This window comes from Neptuniibacter halophilus (genome assembly GCF_030295765.1).
In the GTDB taxonomy this organism is placed as follows: Bacteria; Pseudomonadota; Gammaproteobacteria; order Pseudomonadales; family Balneatricaceae; genus Neptuniibacter; species Neptuniibacter halophilus.
On the sequence record NZ_AP027292.1, the window covers coordinates 877,426 to 902,493 of the forward strand.

Genomic DNA, 25,068 nt, shown 5'->3' on the forward strand with positions numbered 1-25,068 from the left:
GGGTTTTGCCTGTTTTTCGCCCCTGATGCAGTGCTAGAATGGGCAAAAATTTACTGATTGAAAGATTGTTATGACTCAAGCAGACTCCGCCTCACAACCTAATATCGATCCGGAAGAGATTGCCAAGTTCGAAGAGCTGGCAAGCAAATGGTGGGACCGCAACAGCGAGTTCAAACCCCTGCACGATATCAACCCGCTGCGGGTTGGCTTTATTGACCGCATCGCCGGCCTGTCCGGAAAAAAAGTACTGGATGTCGGCTGTGGAGGCGGAATTCTCTCCGAATCTATGGCCCAGCGCGGTGCCGAAGTCAGCGGAATTGACATGGGTGCAGGGCCACTCAAGGTTGCCAAACTGCATGGCCTGGAAAGCGGCGTCAATGTCAGCTATCGCCAGATTACGGTCGAAGAACTGGCCGCCGAACAACCCGAGTCCTTCGACGTTGTTACCTGCATGGAGATGCTGGAGCACGTTCCTGATCCTGCCTCTGTCGTGACCGCCTGCGCCCGCCTCTGCAAACCCGGCGGCAAGGTATTCTTTTCCACCCTGAACCGGAATCCGAAAAGTTATCTGTTTGCGATTCTCGGAGCCGAAAAGCTTCTCAAGCTGGTGCCGGACGGCACTCATGATTTTAAGAAGTTTATCCGCCCCTCCGAGCTCGGCCAGTGGATTCGTCAGAGCGGTCTGAAGAACCTTGAGATCAACGGCATGACATACAACCCGCTGACTAAAAGCTACCGACTGCACCCGACTGATGTCGATGTGAACTATCTGATCGCTACCGAGAAGCCAAATAATAATGACTGAACAGACAGCGGCCGTCCTGTTTGATCTTGATGGCACTCTGATCGATACAGCACCGGATTTCCACTGGGTAATCAACCAGCTTCTCAGTGAGGAAGGGCTGCCTCCGGTGGAATATGCATTCCTGCGTCGTTACGTTTCTCAGGGCGCCAGAGCCATGGTCGAGGCTGCATTCAACTACCGGGAAGACGAAGAGGAGTTTACCCGACTGCATCAGCGCATGCTTGAGATCTATCTCGGCCATCTGGATGTAGATAGCAAACTATTCCCCGGACTGGAGCAATGCCTGCAATGGCTGCAAACAGCCGGCATTCCCTGGGGCATTGTCACCAATAAACCGGAACTCTACACCCTGCCGGTCATGCAGGGACTGGGCCTGAAACAACAGGCCGCCTGCATCATCTGCCCGGACCACGTCAGCCAGCGCAAACCTCACCCTGAAGCACTTTACCTCGCCTGCGAACAGATCGGCTGCAGCGCCGAAAAGAGCATCTATGTTGGCGACCATATTCGGGATATCGAAGCGGGCAACCGCGCCGGAATGACCACTGTAGCCGCCACATATGGCTACCTCAATGAAGGGGAAGACCCTGCCAGTTGGCAGGCCGATCACTATATATCGTGTGCAACGGAACTTACCCCCCTGCTACAATCTCTATATAAAGCCTAAAGCCCACGATCAGGAAGAAGTGACCATGTACGACTATCAGGCCCCCGACGACCTACTTAAAGACCGCATTATTCTGGTAACCGGCGCGGGCAGCGGCATCGGACGGGTTGCCGCAAAAACGTATGCAGCCCACGGCGCCACAGTGATTCTGCTTGGCCGCACACTGGAAAAGCTAGAACAGGTATATGATGAGATTGAAGCGGCCGGCCACCCACAGCCAGCACTGGTGCCGATGAATCTTGAAAGCGCACAGGAACATGACTTTATCGAGCTGACCAACACCATCGAACAGGAATTCGGCCGGCTGGATGGTATTCTGCATAATGCCAGCCTGCTCGGCGTTCGCACGCCCATTGAGTCTTACGATCCGGTTATCTGGCAACAGGTCATGCAGGTTAATGTGAACGCGCCTTTCATGCTCACGCAGATCCTGATGCCTCTGCTCGAACGCTCTGAAAACCCTTCGGTGATATTCACCTCCTCCGGCGTCGGGCGCAAGAGCAAGGCTTACTGGGGCGCTTACGCAGTATCAAAGTTTGCCACAGAAGGCCTGATGCAGACCCTGGCCGACGAACTGAGCAACGTCAGTAAGATCCGCGCCAACTGCATCAACCCCGGCGCAACCCGCACCCAGATGCGCGCCGACGCCTACCCGGGGGAAGACCCCGCAACCGTTGCAACACCAGAACAGATCATGCCCCTCTATCTCTACCTGATGGGCGCTGACAGCGAGTCTGTCAATGGTCAGTCGCTGGACGCCCAGTAATAAAAAGCCTCCGAATGGAGGCTTTTTATTGGCGTTCCCCGTCCTGAAAACAGCAACTTACATCAGGACCGGGGCAGCAGAGGGGTTAATCGCCTTCCTGACGACGCGCCCGCTGTTTTTTATAGCGCCGCTCGAGCTTCTGCTTATCAGCAATACTCATGCGCGGCGCTTTTTTCGGTTTAAGCTCAAGCATCTTCGACAGTGAGTTTACCTCTTTGACGCTCATCTCCTTCCAGGTTCCGGAGCGCACATCACTGGGCAGGAACAGCGGGCCAAAGCGCACGCGCTTCAGACGATTCACCTGTACCTCCTGCGACTCCCACAAACGACGGACCTCGCGATTACGCCCCTCCATAACCACACAGTGGAACCATTTGTTGGCACCCTCACCATCAAAAAACTGCACATCGGTAAACCGCGCCATGCCATCCTCAAGCAACACACCGTCCTTAAGGCGCTGCAGCATCGCATCATCTACATTTCCCAGCACCCGCACCGCATATTCACGGTCGATCTGAGCAGAAGGATGCATCAGCGCGTTGGCCAGCTCCCCGTCGGTGGTAAACAGCAGGAGACCTGAAGTATTGATATCCAGACGCCCTATCGCAATCCAGCGCCCCTCTTTAAGCGGCGGCAGGTGACGGAATACGGTCGGCCGCCCTTCCGGGTCATGCCGGGTGCAGATTTCACCCACCGGCTTGTTGTAAATAAGCACCCGACGGGTCGCTTCACGATCAAAAATCAGATTGACCGGATGCCCATCCACATTCACCTTATCACCTTCGGAAATACGATCCCCCAGACTGGCCACAGCATCGTTTACTGAAACCCGCCCTTCTTTAATCCAACGCTCCATCTCACGACGTGAGCCAACACCGGAGCGCGCCAGAACTTTATGTAATTTTTCATCAGACATTTGACGCACCTTAATAACAGCAGTTTTTGCCACTCAACAAAAAAGCCCTTTCTGTCAGGAAAGGGCTTTCAGGAAAACAGTCATCCAATTTTAAATGAGACAGTCTTCCTTAGTAAATCCTTTATCAAAATAGGCCTGAAAAGCCAGTGGCGTACGACCACGACCCGACCATTCATGTACAGTACCTTCATCATCCGTAATACGGTACTTAGGCTGAACCTTTTTCTTTGGTGTTGCGGTTTCACCAATCAGACCCATCAGATCATCAATCTCAATACCCGCATCCAGCATACTCTGACGAATCGCTTCAATTTTATCTGCCTTTTCCTGCTCGGCAGCTAAAAGCGCTTCCTCTTCTGCTTTTTTATCCTCAGCAATTGAAGTGAGATCGGCAATTACCTTTTCCAATTCTGCAACAGACAATTCCTGGCACTGCTTACGCAAAGAATTTTTGCGCGTTAGTGTTTTAATAAAATCAGACATTTCAGTACTCACTGAGTTATAAGGACCGTAACAGCATTATCAACAAAGATAATAATTAATCAACCAAAATACAAATCAATTAAAAAACGGAAGTATCTCCGGCCCCCTCCCGAATAACCTCAGGCACCTCTTCAACCAGATTAATTACACTGGTCGCCTCCAGCCCGCAATAACCACCATCAATAATCAGATCCACCTGATGCTGCAATAATTCACGCATCTCATAAGGATCCATTAATGGCATTTCTTCACCCGGCATAATCAGCGAGGTACTCATAATTGGCTCACCGAGCGCTTCAGTTAATGCCAGTGCAATTGCATTATCAGGTATACGAATTCCAATGGTACGCCGCTTAGGATGCAATAAACGCCGTGGCACTTCGGACGTTGCCTTAAGAATAAAGGTATAAGCCCCGGGAGTATGCGCCTTCAACAATCGATAACAGCCATTATCAACCTTAGCGTACGTGCTGATTTCACTCAGATCACGACAGACAAGAGTAAAATTATGTTTATCATCCAACTGCCGGATACGTTTTATTTTCTCCATGGCAGCTTTGTCACCCAAGTGACAGCCCAGCGCATAAGCACAGTCAGTAGGGTAGATAACCAGCCCCCCTTTTCTGATGATCTCTACCGCTTGATTAATCAACCTCTGCTGAGGATTTTCCGGATGAATCTGAAAAAACTGGCTCACGCTTAGTAACCTTTTCTGAGCAATGGTTATTTTATTTTATCGCAGATATTCTGAAATGCGCACATCAGTAGCAGCTTAATTAATAAGCAGACGGAGCACATGGTTTTTCGTGGTCTTCAGAGGTGGGTACTTACCCAGATCTGTCCAGCCCGCATCCGGGGTATGAAAATCACTCCCTGCAGACACCAGCAGATTATTCGACTCAGCGATACGATTTAAATGTAATTGGTGATCCGGTGTGACGCCCGGATAAGAAACCTCAATACCATCCCCCCCTGCGGCTATAAAATCAGCCACCAGCGAGCGTATTTTGGTAAATGTCATTTTATACTTGGTCGGGTGGGCAATTATTGAGACCCCACCGGCAGCCTTAAGCACTGACACAGCATCTGCCAGGTCTGGCCAGGGCATTTTAACATCCCCTTTCTTACCAGCGCCTAAATATTTCTTAAACGCCTGTTGCTCGTTTACTACAAAACCTTTTTCAACCAGCGCCCGGGCAAAATGCGGACGCCCGATGCTCCCTTTACCCGCCAGAGCCTGCGCCTCCGCATAAACCGGGGGCACACCCATTTTTTCGAGTTGCCGGGCTATTTTTTCAGAACGCTGGCGACGCAATAAAGCAAGGTTATTCAAATACGCTTGCAGATCGTTATTTTCAGGATCCAGCCCTAAACCCACCAGATGTATCACGCGCCCCTGCCATAAACAGGTTAACTCTGTGCCCGGCACCAGTTGAATGCCTTCAAGATCCTGCCGCATCAGCTCACGCACCCCTTCAAGGGTGTCATGATCGGTCAGAGAAAGTACCTCTATGCCACGAGAACGGGCCCGGTTAAGCAAGTCAGCGGGGGACAGAGAACCATCCGAAGCGGTCGAATGGCAATGCAGGTCGTAACGGGGTAAATCCATACACATTTCACTGTTTATATAAAAGGCTGGCAACCTTATACTTTACTTTTAATCTCTAGAATACAACGACCATGAAGCTGTTACTCGATTTTTTACCCATTATTATCTTTTTTATCGTTTATAAATCGACGAACGATATTATTCTCGCCACCGCGATCCTGATTCCGGCAACACTGCTGCAGATGCTCTACACCTGGATTAAAACCCACAAAATTGAAAAAATGCAGTTGGTTACTCTGGTTCTTGTTGTCGTTCTCGGTGGCGCTACCGTGTTACTGGAAGATAAAACCTTTATCCAGTGGAAACCCACCGTTGTGAACTGGCTGTTTGGCCTTGCTTTCCTTGGCAGTCAGTTTATCGGCAGCAAAACCATTGTTGAGCGCCTTATGGGCAGCAACCTGGCCCTGCCAGCGTTCGCCTGGCGCAACCTTAACCTGGCCTGGGTGGTATTCTTTGTTCTGATGGGCGTTGTGAATCTGTTTGTTGCTTACAGTTTCAGTGAAGAAACCTGGGTGAACTTCAAACTTTTCGGCATGCTGGGTCTTACTCTCGTGTTCATTATCGCCCAGGGGGTTTACCTCTCCCGACACATTGAAAACAGCGAAAATAACGATCAACCCTGAGGATACGGAATGTACTACGCAATTATCTCGGAAGATGTAGAAAACAGTCTGGAAAAACGTCTGGCTGCACGCCCCGATCATCTGGCCCGCTTACAGCAGCTCAATGCTGAAGGCCGTTTATTGATTGCTGGCCCGCATCCGGCAATCGACTGTGAAGACCCGGGCGAAGCCGGCTTCAGCGGCAGTCTGGTCGTTGCTGAGTTTGATTCTCTGCAAGAAGCTCAGCGCTGGGCAGACGCCGACCCATATATCAGTGCAGGCGTTTACGAAAAAGTAACGGTAAAACCTTATAAAAAGGTGCTTCCGTAAAATTTAATATATACTTTGCTTAGTTGCATGACTAAAGGAACTTGGTCCAGCGGAGAAAGAAGGAGCGACGAAAGGCCGGAAAAGATTTTATATCTGTTTTTCGGATCACTTTTGTCACCAGATTTACTGCTGTTTATCTCAGGTTCAGGTTGGAAGAGTTGTAATAAGCTAATTCTTTCTTATTATTCTTAGATACAGAACCCCAAACGTATTAAGGACAGCACAATGAAAAAGATCGCAATCGCTTCAGGCCTGGTTTTGGCTATGGGTCTGGCAACAGGTGTTCAGGCACACCCTGAAAACTCTGGTTACGTAGACGCTAAGAAGCACGGCACCGTGTGGAAAAACAGCTACGGTGAATGCTGGCGTAACGGCTTCTGGAACGAAGCAGACAAAAAAGTCGTAGGCTGTGACGGCGTAATGGCTGAAAAAGCCGCTCCGGCACCTGCTCCTGCACCGGCTCCAATGCCAAAAGCAATGAGCGTTGTTGAGAAGCACGTTGTTTACTTCGACTTCGACAGCTCTAACCCAGGCGACGTAAGCGACATCTCCAGCTACATCAACTCTCTGAAAGAAGTTTCCAGCGTAAATCTGGTAGGTCACGCTGACCGTATCGGTACCAGCGCGTACAACGATGCCCTGTCTCAGAAGCGTGTAAATGCAGTGTCTGACGCTCTGCAGGCTGGCGGCGTTACCGGTTCTGTGATCAGCACCGGCTACATGGGCGAAAACGCTCCGGCTAAGTCCTGTGACGGCCAGCGCGGCGCTAACCTGATCGACTGCCTGCGCGCTAACCGTCGCGTAGAAGTTGAGATCTCCGGCAAGAAATAAGCCACAGAGATAATCATTGAAAAGGCGCTCATTTGAGCGCCTTTTTATTTGCCTGAAGTATTTCAGCCCGGCCTTCGGACATAAAAAAGACGACCAGATGGCCGCCTTTTTAAACAAACTCAGAGAGTCCGATTAACCAACCCAGACGCGGGCATTACGGAACATCCGCATCCAGGCACCGTCTTCAGACCATTCATCCGGAGCCCAACTGTTTGTCACAGCACGGAAAACTCGTTCCGGGTGAGGCATCATAATCGTTACGCGTCCATCCTGAGTTGTGACACCGGTTATACCCTGTGGTGAACCATTCGGGTTAGCCGGGTACATTTCAGTAGGCTTGCCATAGTTATCCACATAACTCAGCGCAACAGTACCGGACTGCTGCAGCCCCTGCAGGTGACCTGCATCCTTAAACTCAGCACGCCCTTCACCATGCGCCACAGCGATCGGCATCCGCGAACCTGCCATACCCTGCAGCAGAACGGAGTTGGATGACTGTACTTCAACCATCGCCACACGCGCTTCAAACTGCTCGGATGCATTGCGCACAAAGTGCGGCCACAGCTCAGAACCCGGAATCAGCTCATGCAGGTTGGAAAGCATCTGACAACCATTACAGATACCCAACGCAAAGGTATCTTCACGATTAAAGAATGCCTGGAACTCATCACGCGCACGTGGATTAAACAGGATCGACTTAGCCCAGCCTTCGCCCGCACCCAGTACATCACCGTAGGAGAAACCACCACAGGCAACCAGACCCTTAAACTGATCCAGTTCTACACGGCCAGACAGGATATCACTCATGTGCACATCAACCGCGGCAAAGCCGGCGCGATCAAAGGCTGCAGCCATTTCGATCTGACCATTCACACCCTGCTCACGGATGATCGCCATCTGCGGTCGAACACCGGTAGCGATATAAGGCGCCGCCACATCTTCATTAACATCGAAGCTAAGATCAGCATGCAGACCCGGGTCCGCTTTATCCAGAATAGCGTCAAACTCCTGCTGAGCGCATTCCGGATTATCACGCAGTGCCTGAATCTGATAGGAGGTTTCCGCCCACCAGCGCTGCAGCTTGACGCGGGACTCCGCATAAATCTCTTCTTCATCGAAGTGGAAACGCAGCTCATCATCCGGATTAGTTGACCCGATCACCTGAGCAACATCGGCCAGGCCTGCAGCATTCAGCTCAGTCAGTACGGATTCAAGATTATCCCGCTTAACCTGAATAACAGCACCCAGCTCTTCTGCAAACAGCGCTGCAGCCAGCTCTGAAGTCTCGCCCGCCAGCATATCCAGATTGATATCCACACCGACTTTACCGGCAAAGGCCATCTCAGCCACTGTAGCAAACAAACCACCATCGGCACGGTCATGGTACGCAAGAATAAGCCCCTGCTCATTCAGCTCCTGAATCGCAGCAAAGAATGCCACCAACTGTTCCGGCTGATCCACATCCGGGACGGACTGACCCACCTCATTGTAAACCTGCGCCAGCGCGGAGAGGCCGATTCGGTTCTGACCATTACCCAGATCCAGGAGGATCAGATCGGTTTCACCCTGATCAGTGCGCAGCTCAGGGGTCAGCGTTTTGCGACAATCCAGAACTGGCGCAAAACCGGAAATAATCAGTGACATAGGCGCCGTAACCGACTTATCTTCACCCTGATCATTCCATACGGTGCGCATAGACATGGAGTCTTTACCCACCGGGATCGTAATACCCAACTGAGGACACAGCTCCATACCTACCGCTTTTACTGTGTCGTATAGTTTTTCATCTTCACCGGGATGACCTGCTGCACACATCCAGTTAGCAGACAGTTTAATATCTTTAATATCCGCGATACGGGCAGAGGCAATATTGGTAACAGTTTCACCGATAGCCATGCGTCCGGATGCCGGTGAATCAACCAGCGCCAGCGGCGTACGCTCGCCCATGGCCATCGCTTCACCCGCATTGGTGTCATATGCTGCAGTCGTTACAGCACAGTCTGCTACCGGAATCTGCCACGGCCCCACCATCTGATCACGGGCAACCTGACCGGTAATCGAGCGGTCGCCAATAGTAATCAGGAAAGATTTCGACGCCACCGCAGGCAGTTTCATAACCCGCTCAGCCGCATCTTTCAGGTCGATAGCGGAAGTATCAAATTCAGGGACTTCGTAGGCTTTACGCTCTACAGAACGGTGCATCTTCGGCGGCTTACCGAACAGCACACTCATCGGCAGGTCGACCGGCTTGTTCTCAAAGTGACTGTCACCCAGTGTCAGGTGCATCTCTTCGGTCGCTTCACCAACTACCGCATATGGACAACGTTCACGCTCACAAATCGCTTCAAAGCGAGCCATATCGGCTGGCGCAACCGCCATGACGTAGCGCTCCTGCGCTTCGTTACACCAGATCGCCAGCGGCGACATACCCGGCTCATCATTATTGACGTTACGCAGCTCAAAGTTACCGCCACGTTCGCCGTCTTTAACCAGTTCCGGAAACGCATTCGACAGACCACCGGCCCCCACATCGTGGATAAAGGCGATCGGGTTTTCATCACCCAACTGCCAGCACTGATCAATGACTTCCTGACAACGGCGCTCCAGCTCAGGGTTATCACGCTGCACAGAAGCAAAATCCAGATCAGCAGAAGAGGAGCCAGACGCCATTGAAGATGCAGCACCACCGCCCAGACCGATCTGCATCGCAGGGCCACCGAGACAGATCAGCTTAGCCCCTACCGGGATCTCACCCTTCTCGACATGCTCATCACGGATATTACCCAGACCACCGGCGATCATGATCGGCTTGTGGTAACCACGCACCTCTTCACCCGCTGCACCATTCACCTTCTGCTCGAAGGTACGGAAGTAGCCGGTCAGCGCAGGACGACCAAATTCATTGTTAAACGCAGCGCCACCAATCGGCCCCTCAAGCATGATATCCAGCGGCGTTACAATACGCCCCGGCTTACCATACTTGGATTCCCATGGCTGCTCGAAGCCGGGAATGTTCAGATCGGATACGGTAAAACCAGTCAGGCCAGCCTTGGGCTTAGATCCTTTACCGGTCGCACCTTCATCACGGATTTCACCACCAGAACCTGTCGCCGCACCGGAATGGGGTGCGATGGCAGTCGGGTGGTTATGCGTTTCTACTTTCATCAGGATCTGAATCGGTTCCTGATTGTAGCTGTACTCTTTGCTCTGAGGCTGCGGGAAGAAGCGACCCGCTTCAGAACCGACCATTACCGCTGCGTTATCTTTGTAAGCAGACAGTACGTTTTCACCGCCCACTTCATTGGTATTACGAATCATGGCAAACAGCGACTTCTCCTGTGCTTCGCCATCGATATCCCATGATGCGTTAAAAATTTTATGGCGGCAGTGCTCAGAGTTTGCCTGGGCAAACATCATCAACTCAACATCCGTCGGGTTACGCCCCAACTCCTGGAAACTGGTCACCAGATAGTCGATCTCATCTTCAGCCAAAGCCAGACCCAGATCTACGTTAGCCACTGCCAATGCATCGCGTCCACCAGCGAGAATATCGACAGTGGTCAGAGGCTTAGGCTGCTCTTCAACAAACAGCACTGATGCATCATCCAGTGAATCCATAACCGCTTCAACCATACGGTCGTGCAGTTCAGCCGCAACCAGCTGACGCTGCTCAGCGGTCAGCGCTGCAGAGGCCTGAACATAGTAAGCCACACCGCGCTCCAGGCGCTTGATCGCAGAAAGACCACAATTGTGGGCTATATCAGTTGCTTTGGATGACCAAGGCGATATAGTGCCCGGACGCGGCACGACCAGAAACAGTTCACCATTGGGTTCCTGAACCTCTGCCTTCGGTCCATAACGCAGAATACGTTCCAGAACTTGCTGCTGATCTGCCGATAAAGCTTGAGCCAGATCGGAAAAGTGCATAAATTCAGCATACAAGCCAGTGACGGCAGGAACCTTGGACTGAATACCAGAAAGTAGCTTTTCATGTCGAAAAGCTGAAAGAGCAGGTGCTCCGCGCAGTGCCAGCATCTCAAATAGAGCCTCTTGATAGCTGCCCCGGTCAGGCAGTAGTTACAGGAGAAATACAGGCTGTGAATTTTACCGAAACAGCCTGTTGGATACCAGAAAAGCAGCACTATGTTTGATATTACCCGAAAAAAAGATGCAGCCTACGCCCTGGTGATTTTCATCCTGTTCTGCATCCCCGCCCTGCTAAGCTGGAACAGCAAATCCCAGCTTGGGGCCATTATTGAATCGGGCTCAATAAAACTGGTCACCCGCAACTCCCCTAACACCTATTTTATCGATAAAGGCGACCCGGCGGGCTTTGAATATGATCTGGCTAAAGCTTATGCCGACTATCTTGGTGTAAAACTGGAACTGGTACTCCCCAACAGCTTCAGCGAAATTTTCACAACCATGCAGCGCCGCGACGGCCATATTGCCGGCGCCATGCTGACCATTACCGATGAGCGCCAGCAGAAATTTGAGTTTGCCAGCCCCTATCTGGAAACTACCACCGCGCTGATTTACCGCACAACTCAAGGTGAAACACCACCACAGGATATTCCAGACCTGATCAATCAGAACAAACAGGTCATGGTGATCGCCAACAGCAGCCATTCCGAACTGATGAAATCCCTGCAACAGGAATACCCCAAGCTCAAATGGGAGGAAACCGGCGCGTTCTCCTCGGTAGAACTACTGGAAAAACTGCACAATAAAGAGATCGATTACGTCATTACCGACGCGGTCACTTTTGACAGTCAGAAATCTTTTTTTCCCGGTCTGAAAAAAGCCTTCGACCTCGACTCACCCAAACCTCTGGCCTGGATGCTGGCACCCCATCACGATCAGAGCCTGCGCGATTCGATTAACCGCTTCTTTGCGCTGGAATCCACCCAAAAGCTGATTGAGTCGCTGGAAGACAAATACTTCAATCGCTCCAACCCACTGGGTTTTTATGACACCGCCGCCTTCCGTGGGGATATGCAGGATCGCTTCCCCAAGCTTGAGCAGTATTTCATGATGGCCGAACAGGAAACCGACATTGACTGGCAGCTTCTGGCGGCCATCGCCTATCAGGAATCTCACTGGAACCCTGATGCTGTCTCTCCGACGGGTGTAAAAGGGATTATGATGCTGACCCGTGCGGCAGCCAAAGAGGTGGACGTAACTGACCGTACCGACCCGATGCAGAGCATTATCGGCGGCGCACACTATCTGGTAAAAGTAATGGAGAAGATCCCGGATCGCATCCCCCAGCCCGACCACACCTGGTTTGCGCTGGCCGGATACAACGTCGGCTACGGCCATCTAGAAGACGCCCGGGTGCTGACCTCCCGAGCCGGTCTGAATCCGGATAAATGGCGCGATGTAAAGAAACACCTACCTCTGCTGACCCAGGAAAAACACTTCAGTACCGTCCGCTATGGCTACGCCCGTGGCTACGAGCCGGTCAGATACGTCAGCAATATTCGTAAGTACATGAAACTACTGAAATGGGAAGTTCAGGTCATGCAGGCGAAACGTCAGAACGAGAGGGCCGATTTTGACCCTGACCACGAAAGCTGGGATGAAGGCACCGTGGTTGAAGACTTCCTACCCGCCCTGTAACCCTTTTGCCGCTTTTTCAGCCTTGCGCAAAGCCTTCTTCTCTTCACGCCGGCGGCTGAAAAAGGCACTGATTTTGGCACTGCACTTCTCGGCCAGCACCGCATCCTCGACCTTAATCAGATGGTTAAACCAGGGCTGCTGAAACAGTTGCCCGTTACTCTTTGCCACCCCGGACTTCTCTTCCGCAGCACCGTATACCAGACGCCGGATTCGAGCATGTACCATCGCACCGGCACACATTGTACAGGGCTCAATTGTCACATACAGATCGGCTTCAGGCAGACGGTAATTACCCACCCGCGCAGCCGCCCGACGCAACGCCATCATCTCAGCATGTGCCGTCGGATCATGTCCGCTGATAGGATGATTCCATCCTTCACCGATCACCTCACCATCCAGCACCACCACAGCACCAACCGGCACCTCTCCCAGCGCTTCAGCCCGATCCGCCAGCATCAATGCATGCTGCATCCAGTGGCGATCCTGTTCCTGCTGTTCGTTCATAGTCTCTATTGCCCAGATAAAAAAAGCCCGCTGTATAGCGGGCTCTTATAATAGCCTAAGCGGCTTTCAAAACCAGAACAGGATCATTCCCACTCAATGGTTGCTGGCGGCTTAGAGCTGATATCGTAAGTGACCCGGGATACCTTAGGGATCTCGTTGATAATACGACTGGAAACAGTTTCCAGCAGCTCGTATGGCAGATGCGCCCAACGAGCGGTCATGAAATCAATTGTCTCAACCGCACGAATCGCAATCACGTACTCATAGCGACGACCATCACCGACGACACCCACCGATTTAACCGGCAGGAATACCGCAAACGCCTGGCTGGTTTTGTGATACCAGTCTGCCTTATGTAGCTCTTCGATAAAGATAGCATCTGCCTCGCGCAGAATATCCGCGTATTCTTTCTTCACTTCGCCAAGAATACGCACACCCAGACCCGGCCCCGGGAACGGATGACGGTAAACCATATCGTATGGCAGACCCAGCTCCAGACCCAGCTTACGCACCTCGTCTTTAAACAGCTCACGCAGTGGCTCAACCAACTCAAACTGCATATCTTCCGGCAGCCCGCCCACGTTGTGATGGGACTTAATAACATGCGCCTTACCGGTCTTCGCAGCCGCTGATTCAATCACGTCCGGGTAGATTGTGCCCTGAGCCAGGAATTTCACATCCTGCAGCTTGGTCGCCTCATCATCGAATACTTCAATAAACGTATTACCGATAATCTTACGTTTCTTCTCAGGGTCATTTTCACCCACGAGACGACCCAGGAAAAGATCTTCAGCATCAGCACGGATCACGTTCACACCCATATTTTTGGCGAACATGTCCATCACCTGATTGCCCTCATCCTTACGCAGCAGGCCGTTATCCACAAAGACACAGGTCAGCTGATCGCCGATTGCCTTGTGCAGCAGCGCGGCTACCACAGAGGAATCCACACCACCTGACAGACCCAGCAGCACCTTACGATCACCTACCTGCTCACGCACTTTAGCAATCTGGTCAGCAATAATGTTCGCGGAGTTCCACAGCGCTTCTGTGCCGCAAATCTCAATAACAAAGCGCTCCAGAATACGGCCGCCCTGCTTGGTGTGAGTTACTTCAGGGTGGAACTGAACACCGTAGAAGTTTTTCTTCGGATGACACATCGCTGCAATCGGTGCAGACTCAGTGGACGCGATAATGGTAAAACCTTCCGGCAGAGTCGTCACTTTATCACCGTGACTCATCCACACATCCAGAGAGAGAGAACCATTGTTAGCAACATGATCCTCAATGCCCTCCAGCAGGCGACTCGGACTGCTCTCCAGGCGTACCTGAGCATAACCAAATTCACGTTTTTCTGAAGTAGAGACTTCGCCACCCATCTGCGCAGCCATGGTCTGCATGCCGTAGCAGATACCCAGAACCGGCACATCCAGATTAAATACAACCTCAGGTGCACGAGGAGAATCACCTTCAGTGACCGACTCAGGCCCACCCGCCAGGATAATCCCTTTGGGTGCAAAACTGCGGATATCCTCTTCCGGCATATCCCAGGCATGAATTTCACAGTAAACACCGATCTCTCGCACGCGACGTGCGATCAGCTGAGTGTACTGGGAACCAAAATCCAGAATCAAAATTCGTTGAGCGTGAATATCTTTGGTCATTTTTTCTGTCTCTATGTTTTACAGAACCGATTTCTGCAAAAAAAAAAGGGGGCGGAAAAAATCCCACCCCACTTTTCAGAGTTTATTTGCTTAGCTTACGCGGTAGTTCGGCGCTTCTTTGGTGATGCTCACATCGTGCACATGACTCTCGTTCATGCCCGCATTCGTGATACGCACAAACTGTGGCACGGTGCGCATGGTGGTAATATCGGCACTGCCGGTATAACCCATTGCCGCACGCAGACCACCCACCAACTGATGAACGACACCACCCATCGGGCCTTTGCAGGGAACCCGACCTTCAATACCTTCCGGCACCAGTTTTTCAACGCCTTTGGAAGCGTCCTGGAAGTAACGGTCAGAGGAACCTGAAGACTGGCCCATCGCACCCAGAGATCCCATACCACGATAGGACTTGAACGCACGGCCCTGGAACAGTTCCACTTCACCCGGCGCCTCATCGGTACCTGCCAGCATGGAACCCACCATGATCGCAGAAGCACCGGCAACGATTGCTTTAGCCAGGTCACCCGAGAAACGGACACCACCATCAGCAATCACCGGAACACCACGCTCAAGCATCGCTGTCGCTACATTAGCTACCGCGCTGATCTGAGGCACACCGACACCGGCAACGATACGGGTAGTACAGATAGAACCCGGACCGATACCCACTTTAACACCGTCCGCACCGGCATCCGCCAGCGCAATCGCTGCTTCGGCGGTCGCGATATTGCCACCGATTACCTGAACCTGCGGGTGATTTTCTTTAACCCATGCCACACGATCGATAACACCTTTTGAGTGACCGTGCGCGGTATCAACGATGATCACGTCCACGCCCGCAGCCACCAGTGCGTTAACACGGTCAGGCGTTTCCGGGCCGGTACCTACAGCAGCACCAACAATCAGACGGCCTTTCGCATCTTTCGCAGCATTCGGGTGAGACTGGGCTTTATTCATGTCCTTAACGGTCATCATGCCCTGCAGCTTGAATGCTTCGTCAACCACAAGAATCTTTTCGATACGGTGCTTGCGCAACAGGTTACGCACTTTGTCCGGATCAACACCTTCCTGCACGGTAACCAGACGCTCTTTCGGCGTCATAATTGAGGCAACGGTCGCCTCCAGCTTGTGCTCAAAACGGAAATCACGGTCGGTTACGATACCCACCAGATCATCACCATCCACTACCGGAAAGCCAGAGAAGCCAACTTCAGCCACCAGGGCACGCAGTTCGCCGACAGTCATGCCGGAGTGACAGGTCACCGGATCGCTTACAACGCCCGCTTCATATTTTTTAACACGGCGTACTTCTGTAGCCTGCTGCTCAATCGTCAGGTTTTTGTGGATAATACCAATACCACCTTCCTGCGCCATCGCAATCGCCAGACCCGATTCGGTCACGGTATCCATTGCAGCAGAAACCAGAGGAATATTGAGTTCAATTTCCTTGGTTAGACGGGTTTTCAGTGAAACGTCCTTAGGCAATACTTCAGAGTAGCCCGGAACCAGCAACACATCGTCAAAAGTGAGTGCTTCCTCAGCAATTCGCAACATTCTTTGCCAGCCTGTGTAGTCAGTAAATGTAAACGCGAAATTATACAGAAATTAGCCTTTTGTCTCAATCTAAAACTTGAGTTTTACACTGCCGTTAAAAAGCCCGGAAAATAAATCCAGACTGGCGGCTGTCGCTGGGATCAAGATCGTTTAAGATGCCCCTATGTCTATGAGTAATCCATCGCTAAATCCCCCCTCCACACAGGCTCTCAGCGTTTCTGAACTCAACCGTCAGGCGCGCACCCTGCTGGAGCGTTCGTTTCTGACCATTCAGGTAGAAGGCGAAATATCCAACTTTGTCCGCCCCAGTTCGGGTCATTGGTACTTCACCCTTAAAGATGACAAGGCGCAGGTGCGCTGTGCAATGTTCCGCAACAGGAATGCGCAGCTTAACCAACCGAAAAATGGTGATCGGGTGCTGATCCGGGCCAAAGTCAGCCTGTACGAAGGCCGTGGTGACTTTCAACTGATTTGTGAGGGTCTCCAGCCGGCAGGCAGCGGCTCACTTCAGATCGCCTTCGATGCTCTGAAACTGAAATTACAGCAAGAGGGTCTGTTCGACAGTCAGCATAAAAAGCCACTGCCTCTGCACCCTCGTCACCTTGGCATCATCACCTCACCCAGCGGCGCCGCCGTGCACGATATTCTGACCGTTCTCAAGCGACGCTTCCCGGGCATGCCGGTCACCCTTTACCCCAGTGCAGTTCAGGGTGAGGACGCACCCGCTCAGCTCTGCAGGGCGATTCTTCTGGCCGAAGCGCATCAGACTTGTGATGTGCTGATTCTGGGTCGTGGCGGCGGATCACTTGAAGACCTGTGGGCCTTCAACAACGAACAACTGGCACGCGCGGTCTTTGAGTGTGAGATCCCGATTATCAGCGCGGTGGGTCATGAGGTTGATGTGGTGATCACCGACTTTGTCGCCGACACCCGTGCACCGACCCCTTCCGCCGCTGCCGAACTGATCAGCCCGGATCAGGCTCAACTCAGACTACGTCTCAGCCAAATGGAAAACCGGCTCCAGCGACAGATAAATCTGGTGCTGAAGCAGGGACAAAACCGTATCAGTCATTTGCGCAGCCGACTGCGCGAGCCCGGCCAGCGCCTGAAAGAACAGGCGCAACGGCTGGACAACCTCGAGTTTCGTCTGGGCAATGCACTGCAACAGAGGCTCAGGCAACTTAACAACCGTCAGCAACAGTTGGCGACCCGACTTCAGGCTCAGTCTCCCCGACGCAACCTCGAACGTCAGCACAATACTGTCCAGACCCTGGAGCAACGTCTGAAGCACGCGAATCAACAGCGCCTGCAACAACTTCAGTTCCAGCTCAGGTCCGCCATGCAACGCCTGCACAGCGTCAGCCCGCTGGCCACGCTTGAGCGCGGTTACGCCATTACCAAGGATGCCGACGGCAGAATCATCAGCGATGCCCGGACCCAGCAGCCCGGCAACCTTATTGAAACCCAGCTTCATCAGGGACGTCTGCTCTGCAGCGTTCAGGAGATAATCACGGAGTCGATTGAATGATACAGCTTAGCCGATTAACCCGACTACTCTGCCTTACACCTCTGCTGCTATGGAGTCTCAACGCAGCCGCAATGCAGCTACCGGATGAAAGTAAAGTTCCCGGCGGCATCGTCGTTATCCCTCTGACCGGCCAGAACAGCGCAAGCGCTCCCTCTGCCTGGTATAAAGGCAACCGGCTGATGGTGCTACCGAGCAAGGGAACCCGCTACGAAGCCGAGAGTCACTGGATTGCCGTTGCCGGCATCCCTCTGAGCGCCAAACCCAGCGAAAAACAACATGTACGCGCCAACGCCACCTCTTACTACTTTGAGATTGATAACAAAGAGTACAAAGCCCAGTACCTGACGGTTAAGAACAAGCGTCATGTTGATCCCGATCCGGAAGACGTTAAACGCTGGCGACGGGAGAAGGCAAAGATGGTTGCCGCTTACAAAAGCTGGAGCGAACCGGCAAGCCCGGTTACCCGTTTTGAGTTACCTGCCAAAGGCCCCTACAGCAGCCCCTTTGGCCTGAGGCGCTTCTTCAACAAACAGCCACGCAACCCGCACAGCGGTCTGGATATCGCGGCCCCGCATGGCGACCCGATCACAGCCCCTGCCGCCGGGGTTGTAGTCGATACCGGCGATTACTTTTTTAACGGTAACACGGTGATTATCGATCACGGTTTTGGCCTGACAACCATGTACTGCCACATGAGTAAAATTGACGTGCAGATTGGCGACAAAGTAAGCACCGGCACACGGCTGGGCGCCATTGGCAAAACCGGCCGGGTCACCGGCCCACACCTGCACTGGAGTGTGAGCTTGAATAATACCCGGGTCGACCCCATATTATTTTTGAACAACTAAGGAACCTGCGAACAAGTCCTCAGACACTGACAGGACTTATTCGCAGATTCCCTGATTTCACAGTAACGGGCTGATTGGATAGCCCGTTTTTTTAAGCAACAGCGGGACTCTATTAATGTCTGACGTACAACTGGAAACACTGGAACAGAAAGCGAGCTACGGTATCGGCCGTCAAATGGGCGACCAGCTGGCACAACAGCCTTTCGAGGGTATGGATCTGAATGCCATCTCCGCAGGTATTGCCGACGCTTTCAACGGCGAAGCGATGCGCGTTGAAGTTAAAGATATCCAGGAAGCCTTCAATGTCATCAACGATCGTCTGCGTGCGCAGCAAGAAGCTGCAGCGAAAGAAGCTGCTGCCGCTGGTGAAGAGTTCCTGAGCAACAATGCCAAACGCGATGAAGTGATCGTGCTGGAATCCGGCCTGCAATACGAAGTCGTTGAAGCAGGCGACAGCAGCAGCGACAAACCGGGCCGCGAATCCAAAGTCCGTGTTCACTATCACGGCACTTTCACCGATGGCAACGTCTTCGACAGCTCATACAACCGCGGCCAGCCAGCAGAGTTCCCGGTTGGCGGCGTTATCGCCGGCTGGACAGAAGCACTGCAACTGATGAACGTTGGCGCCAAGTGGAAACTGTACATTCCATACGACCTGGCTTACGGCGCTCAGGGTTCTCCGGGCGGAATCCCTCCGTACTCTGCACTGGTATTTGATGTCGAGCTACTGGACATCCTCTGATCACAGCTAAAACCGAGGCGGCATGACCGCCTCTTTTTTCGAGAATTCGCATGCAACTCAACTATCAGCTTCATGGCGAGGGTGAGCCTCTGATCATCCTGCACGGCCTGTTTGGCACCCTGGAGAACTGGGGTAGTCAGATTAAATCACTGGCAGAACGGTTTCAGGTGATCGCGGTCGATCTGCGAAACCATGGCCGTTCCCCCCACAGTGATGAGATGAGCTATCCATTAATGGCCGCAGATATTCTGGCATTGATGGAGCAGTTGAACGTAAGCAAAGCGCATATTCTCGGTCATTCGATGGGCGGCAAAGCAGCTATGCAACTGGCGCTGAATCACCCTGACAGAATCGACAAACTGATCGTTGTTGATATCGCACCCGTTGTCTACCCACGGCATCACGACGATGTATTCGAGGGCCTGTTCAGCATCGACCTGACCAGCCTGAAAAGCCGCTCACAAGCCGACAGCCAACTGCAAGCACTGATAAAAGAGCCCTCAGTCCGGGCATTTCTGCTCAAAAACCTCTACCGCAACGAAGCCGGACAATTTGACTGGCGTATGAACCTGCAGGCCCTGCATGATGACTATGCGCAGATCAGCGCAGCCCCTCAGGGAAGCAGCCCCTACCCGAAGCCGGTTCTGTTTATTAAGGGCGCCAACTCAAACTATCTGATTCCGGAGTATCGGGATGATCTCTTAGGCCTGTTCCCCAAAGCCAGTTACAAGGTCATCCAGAATGCCGGGCACTGGCCTCATGCCGAACAGGCAGACAGCTTCAGCCGGATGGTATTAGATTATCTGGGATAGTCTTAGCAGAAAAAGGCGGACTCAGACCTGCTGATCCAGCAGCGAGCCTTCAGGGAAGAGTTTCTGGAAAACGCCGGCATCTACCAGCTTTTTATTGATCTCAGCCAACTGCTTATTAAGATCATTCAGACGGTCGTTAAACTCATTCAGCGCCTCAGCAGCCCCCTCTGAACGGGCACTTCGCTCATCACGCAGCGCCTGTAAGCGCTCCCCTGCAGTAGGCGAATCATCATCAGCATCTTCCTGTTCAGACTCATTCACTCTGTCCGCAGACTGTTCAGCACGCGCCTCTTCCTCCATCTGCAGGATTTCAGCCCTTGCCTCGATCGCCATCACCCGGGCTTCGGCCGCCGCAGCCCTGTCGGCCGAGGAGGGCTCTGCCACACTCAGCGCTGCACGCTGAATAATTTCTGCTTTTTCCAGAGTCGCCTGAGGGTCATTGGGGATAGGTGAGGTATCAATTTTCACTTCGCCCGCGACCGCATACAGCCGGCCGTCAGGCCCTCGCTCATAAGAATAACTGGGCGCAGAAGCATACTGCCCACCAATGGCAGCATGGGTCTGCTCATGTGCACGCACTTCACGATCACGTTTAGCCAGCTCACGGGTAATCTCAAGCTCTTGCTGCTCTTCCGCCTCAGCGGATGCTTTTGCCCCTGCGCTACCGGCTACCGGGGATTCCAGACCCACCAGCTCAGCATCATTGGATTCGAGCCCAACCAGCTCTCCATCATCACGCTTTAGCGGCGTTGGATCATTAATAGCAAGACGCGACAGCTCAGTGGCTGCAGCCGACAGGGTAACCCGATCACGATTAACAAAATTGCGCGAAGACTGCAGCTCCTGCTCAACAGGCACCGCATTGGCAGTAGAAAACAGACGTTGAAGATCGCGGGAGCGAAGCTCCTGAGGGGCAGCACTGGAATTCAACGCCTGCGAACTGGCGGCACTGAATATCTGCACTTAACTATCCTCCCCTGGCGGGCTCATCAGAACGGGAGCCCGGACTCAGACACGAACATTAATGATTGACCCGGGCTCACCCGGCTCGACTGCCTGCCCGACCACCTTAGTCGCAGCAGCCTCAACCTGAGTACCCGCAGCGGATTCAACCACAGCTTCATCCTGGGTTCGTCCGGTTGCCTGTTCAGGCTGATCCGGTTTACCGGAACCGGTCACATCGCCAGCAGCACGCGGCGCATTGTCGAGTCCCCGGTTAATTCCGATCAGTCCTGTCTGTTGAGCGTTTGTCACATTCATGCCACACCTCAAATAATTCAGATACAGCTAGGGCAACAGTAATTATAGATCACCAGACGCGAATGTTCATATTTTAGCCAGCGCCCTGCTCGAATAATTTGTCCAGATCAATATATTCGGCAACGTTCTCTGGCAAAGGTTCCTCAAGATGAGGGATTTCAGCGATCAGGGGTGCACGTAACATGGCTTCGATGGTAGCCCGGTTCTCTTCATAGCGGGACATCTCCGGATCGATCCGGTTTGCCACCCAGCCCGCCAGACGCAAGCCATCCCGGGCAATACTCTCTGCCGTGAGCAGCGCATGATTAATACAACCCAGTTTCATGCCCACCACCATAATCACCGGGATATTCAAAAGTTTGGGGATGTTAGCCATGGTTTCACGGTGACTCAGCGGTACCCGCCAGCCCCCCGCGCCTTCAACCAGCGCAAAATCAGCAGGCTGCATCAGCGCTCCCTTGCACAAAGCAGCAATCCGATCAGCGCTCAACATCCGTTTCTCATCAATAGCGGCGATATGCGGCGCAATCGGGGGCTCAAAGGCTACCGGGTTAACCTGCTCGTAGGGCAACTTCAGTGATGCTGTTTCCTGCAACAGCAGCGCATCACCGTTACGCAACCCATCTTCTGTAGCGTCACAGCCCGCTGAGATCGGTTTCAGTCCCATCGAGGACATGCCCCGTGCATTCGCTGCCGCCAACAAACCGGCGGCGACAATGGTCTTACCGGCATCCGTATCGGTGCCTGAGATAAAATAGGTGTGTTTAGCCATGCGGATTTACTCCTGCTCTGCACGCTCAAATACGGCGTAATAAACCTGATACGTAGCGGGAAGATACCCGTCTGGATGACGCCGGGCTTCATAAGCCTCTTTGAAACGCTTTATCCGGGCGCGGCCGGTCAGCCCGGTCTGCTGCCCTGAATTCATATTATGGGCGCCCAGTCCCTTCAGCTCATCAGTCAACTGCTTTAACTGGGCGTATTTCAGTACCTTAAAAACCTGATCTAACTGCACACAACGCAAGCCCGGCGGCAGCGCCTGATGCAGTGCCTCTGCCGGCAAAAACTGATTTACATGAGTGTAATCATCCGCCTGCTGCCATGCGTAACGCAGCTCTGATAATGTTTCAGGCCCCAGCGTGGCCACCACAAAACGGCCACCCGGTGATAACACCCGGTTAATCTCCCGCAGCAACTGAGGCAGATCCTCACACCACTGAATCGCGAGACTGGAAAAGATCAGATCCACCTGACCTGAAGCCAGTGGCAGCGCTTCAGCATCGGCACATAACCAACTCGCCTGTTCCGCAAAGCGATGGCTGCGCGCGTAACTCAACATGCCGAACGCCAGATCCAAATTGATGAGCTGAGCGTCCGGGTAGCGCGCTACCAGTTCCGGCGTGAAGTAACCGGTACCACTCCCCAGATCCATTATCCGCTGCTGCGGTTGCTGAGGAAGGTACTGCAACAGCGCTGAACCCACTTCCCGCTGCAGCTCCGCCACACTGTCATAGGTGTGGGCGGCTTTACTGAAAGAGCTGGCTACGCGCTGTTTATCAATTAACTGTGTCACGGTGCCAGAGGCTCCCTTAAGAACCCTGTCAGATCAGCACAGAGCTGCTCTCGATGGGAATAGAATGGCAGATGCCCCGCTCCCGGATAGACAATCACCGGTTGTCCGCTCAGCGCTTCACAGGCTTCAGCCGCGGCAACCGGCACCAGCAGATCCTGATCGCCAAATACCTGCAGTATTGGATGCTTCAGGCGACCGAGCAATGGACGCAGATCATCTCTCAGCAAACCCAGGCTTTCGATCGGTGCACTTGGTTCAGTTTCGCGCAGCAGTTGCTTCAGAAACTTCAGCGTTTCACGTCCCGCTTCAGCCCCTTGCGTCTGCAACATCACGAACCGGTTCAGGGTTTTACTGAGGTTTGCCTCAAGCCCCGCCTCAAATTCGGCATGGGTTGCTTCAGGCATCGCACAGGACCAGTCCGGCCGCTGCACAAAACAGGGATTGGAAGCAATCGTGACCAGCTTTTCTACCCGCTGCGGATAGCGTTCGGCAAACGCCAACGCCAGTTGCCCACCCATCGACCATCCCAGCCAGGAAGCCTGCTCAGGCGCCACTTCAGCAAGGAGAGACAGTACCGCCTCACAGGTATAAGGTTGCGGAAAATCATAAGACCGCCCCAAACCCGGAAGGTCAATCAGGGTCAGGCTGAACGCTGATGCCAGACAATCAGCAAAGTCACCCCAGACCTGACTATTCATGCCCCAGCCGTGTAACAAAACCAACTCCGGCTTACCCGGATTTTCACGTCGCTCGTGGTAAAGACTCATATGACACCACGCTCCCGGGCAACCCGCTCCAGCGTATCCAACAGGCGCTGCACCTGTTGCTCAGTATGTGCCGCACTCAGGGTTACCCTGAGGCGTGCACTTCCCGCAGGAACCGTTGGCGGACGAATCGCACTGATAAAGATCCCTTCGGCTTCCAGCGCCTGACTCATCGCCACCGCCTGATCGGATTCACCAATCAAAATCGGCTGTATCGGTGTTGGCGAGTCCATCAATGACAGGCCCATAGATTCACAACCCCGACGGAACTGAGTGATCAGGGCCTCCAGTTTGTCTCTGCGCCAGGTTTCACTGCGCAGCAGGCGCAGACTGGTCAACGTCGCCGCAGCCACCGCCGGAGGCATACTGGTGGTATAGATGTAAGTCCGGGCATGCTGAATCAGGGTTTCGATCAACTCCTCAGAACCGGCAACAAAAGCACCGGCTGTACCGAAGCCTTTCCCCAGCGTACCAACCAGCACCTGTAACTTCTCGCCGGACAGAGAGAACTGCTCTGCACAACCACCGCCCTGCGCTCCGAGACAGCCAAAGCCGTGAGCATCATCCACCATCAGCCAGGCATCATGGCGCTGACAAACATCAGCCAGCGCCGGCAGGTCGGCCACATCACCGTCCATACTGAAAACACCATCGGTAACCACCAGCTTACGACGCGCCTCGGTTTTCCCGAGACGTTTATCGAGGCTAACAGGATCATTGTGCAGGTAACGCTGAAAACGCGCCCCGCTTAGCAGGCCTGCATCAAGCAGCGATGCGTGGTTCAGACGATCCTGAAACACGGCATCCTGTTTGTCCAGCAGCGCATTCACCGCCCCCAGATTCGCCATATAGCCGGTAGAGAAAAGCAACGCGCGGGGCCGGCCGGTAAACTCAGCCAGCGCCAGTTCCAGTTCGTGATGGGCCCGGCTATGGCCATTTACCAGATGAGAAGCACCACCGCCTACACCGTAAAGCTCTGCAGCCTGCTGGAAACTTTTGATCACTTCCGGGTGATTAGCCAACCCCAGATAATCGTTGGAACAGAACGCCAAGTATTCACGCCCATCAACCTGAACTACCGGTTGCTGCGGTGTTTCCAGCGTGCGCCGCTGGCGGTAAAGGGATGCCTGCTTCCGGGCCTGAAGCTCGGCAGAGAGAGAGTTAAAAGACATAAGAATCTCA

At 53.1% G+C, this 25,068-nt stretch carries 25 protein-coding genes; 11 read left to right on the forward strand and 14 right to left on the reverse strand.

Annotated features, from left to right (window positions below; translation table 11 throughout):
* The first annotated feature begins 70 nt into the window (after positions 1-70).
* From ubiG to QUD59_RS04080, 3 genes are read left to right on the forward strand one after another with little or no spacing between them, the layout of a single operon-like run.
* Positions 71-805 (forward strand): bifunctional 2-polyprenyl-6-hydroxyphenol methylase/3-demethylubiquinol 3-O-methyltransferase UbiG, encoded by a 735-nt coding sequence (gene ubiG / locus QUD59_RS04070; protein WP_286239768.1) that lies wholly within the window; start codon positions 71-73, stop codon positions 803-805.
* Positions 798-1,472, forward strand: coding sequence for an HAD family hydrolase (locus QUD59_RS04075; RefSeq protein WP_286239770.1), 675 nt, complete (start codon positions 798-800; stop codon positions 1,470-1,472). Before ubiG ends, QUD59_RS04075 begins: the two co-directional genes overlap by 8 nt.
* A 25-nt stretch (positions 1,473-1,497) precedes the next feature.
* Complete coding sequence (locus tag QUD59_RS04080) at positions 1,498-2,238, forward strand: YciK family oxidoreductase (protein ID WP_286239772.1); 741 nt, start codon at positions 1,498-1,500, stop codon at positions 2,236-2,238.
* Between the two features lie 85 nt (positions 2,239-2,323).
* Here QUD59_RS04080 and rluB read toward each other — a convergent pair whose 3' ends face one another.
* The 4 genes from rluB to QUD59_RS04100 form a co-directional block, all read right to left on the reverse strand.
* Positions 2,324-3,154 (reverse strand): 23S rRNA pseudouridine(2605) synthase RluB, encoded by an 831-nt coding sequence (rluB, locus tag QUD59_RS04085; protein ID WP_286239774.1) that lies wholly within the window; start codon positions 3,152-3,154, stop codon positions 2,324-2,326.
* A gap of 90 nt (positions 3,155-3,244) precedes the next feature.
* Positions 3,245-3,637 carry an H-NS histone family protein gene (locus QUD59_RS04090; protein ID WP_286239775.1) on the reverse strand — a complete coding sequence of 131 codons (393 nt, stop codon included), beginning with the start codon at positions 3,635-3,637 and terminating at the stop codon, positions 3,245-3,247.
* A 79-nt stretch (positions 3,638-3,716) separates the two neighbouring features.
* Positions 3,717-4,334, reverse strand: coding sequence for an L-threonylcarbamoyladenylate synthase (locus QUD59_RS04095; protein ID WP_286239776.1), 618 nt, complete (start codon positions 4,332-4,334; stop codon positions 3,717-3,719).
* Positions 4,335-4,409: 75 nt separating this feature from the next.
* Complete coding sequence (locus QUD59_RS04100; protein WP_350227792.1) at positions 4,410-5,252, reverse strand: PHP domain-containing protein; 843 nt, start codon at positions 5,250-5,252, stop codon at positions 4,410-4,412.
* 65 nt (positions 5,253-5,317) lie between these two features.
* On the opposite strand from QUD59_RS04100, the gene QUD59_RS04105 reads away from it, so the two are divergent.
* The 3 genes from QUD59_RS04105 to QUD59_RS04115 all read left to right on the forward strand — a co-directional run bounded on the left by QUD59_RS04105 (position 5,318) and on the right by QUD59_RS04115 (position 7,009).
* Positions 5,318-5,869 (forward strand): septation protein A, encoded by a 552-nt coding sequence (locus QUD59_RS04105; RefSeq protein WP_286239778.1) that lies wholly within the window; start codon positions 5,318-5,320, stop codon positions 5,867-5,869.
* Positions 5,870-5,878: 9 nt separating this feature from the next.
* Positions 5,879-6,178 (forward strand): YciI family protein, encoded by a 300-nt coding sequence (locus QUD59_RS04110; RefSeq protein ID WP_286239780.1) that lies wholly within the window; start codon positions 5,879-5,881, stop codon positions 6,176-6,178.
* 225 nt (positions 6,179-6,403) lie between these two features.
* Positions 6,404-7,009 carry an OmpA family protein gene (locus QUD59_RS04115; RefSeq protein WP_286239782.1) on the forward strand — a complete coding sequence of 202 codons (606 nt, stop codon included), beginning with the start codon at positions 6,404-6,406 and terminating at the stop codon, positions 7,007-7,009.
* A gap of 132 nt (positions 7,010-7,141) precedes the next feature.
* On the opposite strand, the gene purL is transcribed toward QUD59_RS04115, so the two are convergent.
* Positions 7,142-11,044 carry a phosphoribosylformylglycinamidine synthase gene (purL, locus tag QUD59_RS04120; protein WP_286239783.1) on the reverse strand — a complete coding sequence of 1,301 codons (3,903 nt, stop codon included), beginning with the start codon at positions 11,042-11,044 and terminating at the stop codon, positions 7,142-7,144.
* 108 nt (positions 11,045-11,152) lie between these two features.
* On the opposite strand from purL, the gene mltF reads away from it, so the two are divergent.
* Positions 11,153-12,631, forward strand: a complete 1,479-nt coding sequence (gene mltF, locus QUD59_RS04125) for a membrane-bound lytic murein transglycosylase MltF (protein WP_286239784.1) — start codon at positions 11,153-11,155, stop codon at positions 12,629-12,631.
* Here mltF and tadA read toward each other — a convergent pair.
* The 3 genes from tadA to guaB form a co-directional block, all read right to left on the reverse strand.
* Complete coding sequence (gene tadA / locus QUD59_RS04130) at positions 12,617-13,135, reverse strand: tRNA adenosine(34) deaminase TadA (RefSeq protein WP_286239785.1); 519 nt, start codon at positions 13,133-13,135, stop codon at positions 12,617-12,619. The two genes, mltF and tadA, sit on opposite strands and share 15 nt — an antisense overlap.
* Positions 13,136-13,218: 83 nt before the next feature.
* Positions 13,219-14,799 (reverse strand): glutamine-hydrolyzing GMP synthase, encoded by a 1,581-nt coding sequence (gene guaA / locus QUD59_RS04135; protein WP_286239786.1) that lies wholly within the window; start codon positions 14,797-14,799, stop codon positions 13,219-13,221.
* Positions 14,800-14,889: 90 nt separating this feature from the next.
* Complete coding sequence (gene guaB / locus QUD59_RS04140; protein ID WP_286239787.1) at positions 14,890-16,359, reverse strand: IMP dehydrogenase; 1,470 nt, start codon at positions 16,357-16,359, stop codon at positions 14,890-14,892.
* 169 nt (positions 16,360-16,528) lie between these two features.
* Between guaB and xseA the strand changes: the two genes are divergently transcribed.
* The 4 genes from xseA to QUD59_RS04160 all read left to right on the forward strand — a co-directional run bounded on the left by xseA (position 16,529) and on the right by QUD59_RS04160 (position 20,289).
* A complete protein-coding gene (gene xseA / locus QUD59_RS04145) occupies positions 16,529-17,887 on the forward strand; it encodes an exodeoxyribonuclease VII large subunit (protein WP_434025551.1) in 1,359 nt (452 codons plus the stop codon).
* Entirely contained in the window at positions 17,884-18,735 is an 852-nt protein-coding gene (locus QUD59_RS04150) for a M23 family metallopeptidase (protein ID WP_286239790.1), read from the forward strand. Before xseA ends, QUD59_RS04150 begins: the two co-directional genes overlap by 4 nt.
* A 115-nt stretch (positions 18,736-18,850) precedes the next feature.
* Complete coding sequence (gene bamJ / locus QUD59_RS04155; protein ID WP_286239792.1) at positions 18,851-19,477, forward strand: BamJ family beta-barrel-assembly machinery protein; 627 nt, start codon at positions 18,851-18,853, stop codon at positions 19,475-19,477.
* 50 nt (positions 19,478-19,527) lie between these two features.
* Complete coding sequence (locus QUD59_RS04160) at positions 19,528-20,289, forward strand: alpha/beta fold hydrolase (RefSeq protein ID WP_286239794.1); 762 nt, start codon at positions 19,528-19,530, stop codon at positions 20,287-20,289.
* 21 nt (positions 20,290-20,310) lie between these two features.
* Here QUD59_RS04160 and QUD59_RS04165 read toward each other — a convergent pair whose 3' ends face one another.
* The 6 genes from QUD59_RS04165 to bioF form a co-directional block, all read right to left on the reverse strand.
* Positions 20,311-21,252: a putative metalloprotease CJM1_0395 family protein gene (locus tag QUD59_RS04165; protein WP_286239795.1), complete on the reverse strand. Its 942-nt coding sequence runs from the start codon at positions 21,250-21,252 to the stop codon at positions 20,311-20,313.
* 45 nt (positions 21,253-21,297) lie between these two features.
* Positions 21,298-21,549 (reverse strand): hypothetical protein, encoded by a 252-nt coding sequence (locus QUD59_RS04170; protein WP_286239797.1) that lies wholly within the window; start codon positions 21,547-21,549, stop codon positions 21,298-21,300.
* A gap of 73 nt (positions 21,550-21,622) precedes the next feature.
* Entirely contained in the window at positions 21,623-22,321 is a 699-nt protein-coding gene (gene bioD, locus QUD59_RS04175; RefSeq protein WP_286239798.1) for a dethiobiotin synthase, read from the reverse strand.
* A 6-nt stretch (positions 22,322-22,327) separates the two neighbouring features.
* The gene (bioC, locus tag QUD59_RS04180; protein WP_286239799.1) at positions 22,328-23,122 is read right to left on the reverse strand and encodes a malonyl-ACP O-methyltransferase BioC; all 795 of its coding nucleotides are present in this window, start codon (positions 23,120-23,122) and stop codon (positions 22,328-22,330) included.
* Complete coding sequence (locus QUD59_RS04185; protein WP_286239800.1) at positions 23,119-23,889, reverse strand: alpha/beta fold hydrolase; 771 nt, start codon at positions 23,887-23,889, stop codon at positions 23,119-23,121. The genes bioC and QUD59_RS04185 overlap by 4 nt, the downstream gene beginning before the upstream one ends.
* Positions 23,886-25,058, reverse strand: coding sequence for an 8-amino-7-oxononanoate synthase (gene bioF, locus QUD59_RS04190; protein ID WP_286239802.1), 1,173 nt, complete (start codon positions 25,056-25,058; stop codon positions 23,886-23,888). Before bioF ends, QUD59_RS04185 begins: the two co-directional genes overlap by 4 nt.
* Between the last annotated feature and the right edge of the window lie 10 nt (positions 25,059-25,068).

Excerpts from the sequence above, each read along its gene's own strand:
- ubiG (WP_286239768.1), top strand. The coding sequence starts at position 71 with ATGACTCAAGCAGACTCCGCCTCACAACCTAATATCGATCCGGAAGAG.
- QUD59_RS04075 (WP_286239770.1), top strand. The coding sequence starts at position 798 with ATGACTGAACAGACAGCGGCCGTCCTGTTTGATCTTGATGGCACTCTG.
- QUD59_RS04080 (WP_286239772.1), top strand. The coding sequence starts at position 1,498 with ATGTACGACTATCAGGCCCCCGACGACCTACTTAAAGACCGCATTATT.
- rluB (WP_286239774.1), bottom strand. The coding sequence starts at position 3,154 with ATGTCTGATGAAAAATTACATAAAGTTCTGGCGCGCTCCGGTGTTGGC.
- QUD59_RS04090 (WP_286239775.1), bottom strand. The coding sequence starts at position 3,637 with ATGTCTGATTTTATTAAAACACTAACGCGCAAAAATTCTTTGCGTAAG.
- QUD59_RS04100 (WP_350227792.1), bottom strand. The coding sequence starts at position 5,252 with ATGTGTATGGATTTACCCCGTTACGACCTGCATTGCCATTCGACCGCT.
- QUD59_RS04105 (WP_286239778.1), top strand. The coding sequence starts at position 5,318 with ATGAAGCTGTTACTCGATTTTTTACCCATTATTATCTTTTTTATCGTT.
- QUD59_RS04110 (WP_286239780.1), top strand. The coding sequence starts at position 5,879 with ATGTACTACGCAATTATCTCGGAAGATGTAGAAAACAGTCTGGAAAAA.
- QUD59_RS04115 (WP_286239782.1), top strand. The coding sequence starts at position 6,404 with ATGAAAAAGATCGCAATCGCTTCAGGCCTGGTTTTGGCTATGGGTCTG.
- purL (WP_286239783.1), bottom strand. The coding sequence starts at position 11,044 with ATGCTGGCACTGCGCGGAGCACCTGCTCTTTCAGCTTTTCGACATGAA.
- mltF (WP_286239784.1), top strand. The coding sequence starts at position 11,153 with ATGTTTGATATTACCCGAAAAAAAGATGCAGCCTACGCCCTGGTGATT.
- tadA (WP_286239785.1), bottom strand. The coding sequence starts at position 13,135 with ATGAACGAACAGCAGGAACAGGATCGCCACTGGATGCAGCATGCATTG.
- guaA (WP_286239786.1), bottom strand. The coding sequence starts at position 14,799 with ATGACCAAAGATATTCACGCTCAACGAATTTTGATTCTGGATTTTGGT.
- guaB (WP_286239787.1), bottom strand. The coding sequence starts at position 16,359 with ATGTTGCGAATTGCTGAGGAAGCACTCACTTTTGACGATGTGTTGCTG.
- xseA (WP_434025551.1), top strand. The coding sequence starts at position 16,529 with ATGAGTAATCCATCGCTAAATCCCCCCTCCACACAGGCTCTCAGCGTT.
- QUD59_RS04150 (WP_286239790.1), top strand. The coding sequence starts at position 17,884 with ATGATACAGCTTAGCCGATTAACCCGACTACTCTGCCTTACACCTCTG.
- bamJ (WP_286239792.1), top strand. The coding sequence starts at position 18,851 with ATGTCTGACGTACAACTGGAAACACTGGAACAGAAAGCGAGCTACGGT.
- QUD59_RS04160 (WP_286239794.1), top strand. The coding sequence starts at position 19,528 with ATGCAACTCAACTATCAGCTTCATGGCGAGGGTGAGCCTCTGATCATC.
- QUD59_RS04170 (WP_286239797.1), bottom strand. The coding sequence starts at position 21,549 with ATGAATGTGACAAACGCTCAACAGACAGGACTGATCGGAATTAACCGG.
- bioD (WP_286239798.1), bottom strand. The coding sequence starts at position 22,321 with ATGGCTAAACACACCTATTTTATCTCAGGCACCGATACGGATGCCGGT.
- QUD59_RS04185 (WP_286239800.1), bottom strand. The coding sequence starts at position 23,889 with ATGAGTCTTTACCACGAGCGACGTGAAAATCCGGGTAAGCCGGAGTTG.
- bioF (WP_286239802.1), bottom strand. The coding sequence starts at position 25,058 with ATGTCTTTTAACTCTCTCTCTGCCGAGCTTCAGGCCCGGAAGCAGGCA.